The organism is Aeromonas sp. HMWF015 (assembly GCF_963878965.1).
Taxonomy (GTDB): domain Bacteria; phylum Pseudomonadota; class Gammaproteobacteria; order Enterobacterales; family Aeromonadaceae; genus Aeromonas; species Aeromonas veronii.
In genome coordinates this window covers 1-2,140 of sequence record NZ_CAWNZT010000239.1, presented here as the reverse complement: position 1 = coordinate 2,140, position 2,140 = coordinate 1, and the positions used below count along the sequence as shown (strand labels likewise).

General features: G+C 58.8%; 3 protein-coding genes. All 3 read right to left on the bottom strand.

Annotated features, from left to right (window positions below):
- Window positions 1-11: 11 nt before the first annotated feature.
- The gene (locus AACS18_RS12830; protein ID WP_108614351.1) at window positions 12-971 is read right to left on the bottom strand and encodes a beta-ketoacyl-ACP synthase III; all 960 of its coding nucleotides are present in this window, start codon (window positions 969-971) and stop codon (window positions 12-14) included.
- A gap of 7 nt (window positions 972-978) precedes the next feature.
- Window positions 979-1,998 carry a phosphate acyltransferase PlsX gene (plsX, locus tag AACS18_RS12825; protein WP_042062911.1) on the bottom strand — a complete coding sequence of 340 codons (1,020 nt, stop codon included), beginning with the start codon at window positions 1,996-1,998 and terminating at the stop codon, window positions 979-981.
- 9 nt (window positions 1,999-2,007) lie between these two features.
- The coding region (rpmF, locus tag AACS18_RS12820; RefSeq protein ID WP_108614350.1) for a 50S ribosomal protein L32 at window positions 2,008-2,140 on the bottom strand (133 nt) is incomplete at its 5' end.

Sequence of the window (2,140 nt, the reverse complement as noted above, 5' to 3'; positions counted from 1 at the left end):
CCCGCCGAAGATCAGAGGCGAACCAGCGCCGAGCCCCAGGCAAAACCGCCGCCAAAGGCTTCCAGCAGTACCAGCTGACCCGGTTTGATCCGGCCATCCCGTACCCCTTCGTCGAAGGCAACAGGGACGGAAGCGGCAGAGGTATTGCCGTGCTTGTCGAGGGTCAGCACCACCTTGTCGAGGCTCATGCCGAGCTTCTTGGCCGTGGCGCTGATGATGCGGAAGTTAGCCTGATGAGGCACCAGCCAGTCCAGCTCGCTCGGTTCGATACCGGCAGCGACCAACGTTTCGGTGACGATCTCGCTCAGACGGGTAACCGCCACCTTGAAGACATCGTTGCCCTTCATATACATGTAGGCTTCGAGCTCGGCACCCGGCATGCCGCGACGGGGATGAGGCAGCTTGAGCAGCTCGCCATAACGGCCATCGGCATGGAGATGGGTAGAGAGGATGCCCGGCGTCTCGCTGGCACCGACAATCACCGCCCCTGCCCCGTCACCAAACAGGATGATGGTGCCGCGATCTTGCGGATCGCACATGCGGGAGAGCACATCGGCCCCGACGACCAGCACATGGCGGGCGGCGCCGGATTTGACGAACTGATCGGCAATGGAGAGTGCGTAGGTGAAACCGGCACAGGCCGCAGCCACGTCAAAGGCAGGAATGCCCGGTACGCCGAGTAGCCCCTGCAGCTCGCAGGCAGCAGCCGGGAAGGCATTTTCAGCACTGGTGGTGGCCAGCACTATCATATCGAGATCGGCAGCGGTCAGACCGGCTGCTTCCAGGGCCCGCAGGGCGGCCTGGTAAGAGAGGGTGGCAACGGTTTCGTCAGCCCCGGCAATACGGCGCTCACGGATACCGGTGCGTTCCACGATCCACTCATCACTGGTCTCAACCATCTGCTCGAGATCGGCGTTGGTACGCACTGAACTCGGCAGGTAGCTGCCAGTACCCAGAATTTTGCTATGCATAGAGTTCTTATAGATCCCTGTCAGAGAAGACAGCTTCAAGGCGATCTGCTATTTGCAGTGGAAGTTGATGTTTGGCCTCTTGTGCGGCCAGCAGGATCGCATTACACAGGGCGCGCCGTTCGGCCCGCCCATGACTTTTTACCACAATGCCGCGCAATCCTAACAGACTTGCCCCGTTATACTGGTCGGGGTTCAGGTAAGAAAAACGCCGTTTGAACATAAATCCGGCGATCCGACCAAGAAAACTGCGTTTCTTGCGGGGATATCCGGCCAGCTGGGCCATCATCCGCACTACCCCTTCTGCCGTCTTGAGGGCGACATTGCCGACAAAACCGTCACAAACAATCACATCGCTGTCACCGCTGAAGATGCGATCCCCTTCGACGAACCCGACATAATTGAGCGCGTGGCACTGGCGCAACAATTCGGCGCTGTGACGCACCAGATCGTTGCCCTTGATCTCCTCCTCGCCGATGTTGAGCAAGGCAACACGAGGTGACGCAATGCCTTCGACCTTTTCGGCCACGACAGAGCCCATCACTGCAAACTGCAGCAAGGTATCGGCATCGCAACTGACATTGGCGCCGAGATCCAACATCACGGTGCGTTTTCCGCTCAATGTCGGCAATGCCTTGATGAGGGCCGGTCTGTCTACCCCGGGCAGGGATTTGAGCACGCACTTGGCCATCGCCATCAGCGCACCGGTATTGCCGGCACTGACGCAGGCATCGGCCTCACCGGCTTTCACCAGATTGAGTACCACCCGCATGGAGGAGTCTTTCAGAGTACGCAACGCCACGATCGGTTTATCGCCCATGCCAACCACTTGGGATGCATGTACGAAACGAACGCGGGGATGATTCAGCAAGCCATGTTGCTGCAACAAAGAAGAGGTCTGGTGCTGGTCGCCGACCAGGATCAGTTTTAGCTGGGGTAAAAGAGACAGTGCCTGCACGGCGGCAGGCACTGTTTCCGAGGGGCCAATATCTCCCCCCATGATGTCTAGCGCGACAGTTTGCGTAGACAAAGGCAATCCTTAAGCGATTACCTTTTTACCGCGGTAGAAACCATCGGCAGTCACGTGGTGACGACGATGAATTTCGCCACTGGTCTGATCAACAGTCAGGGCAGCGGTGGTCAGCGCATCGTGGGAACGACGCATGCCACGC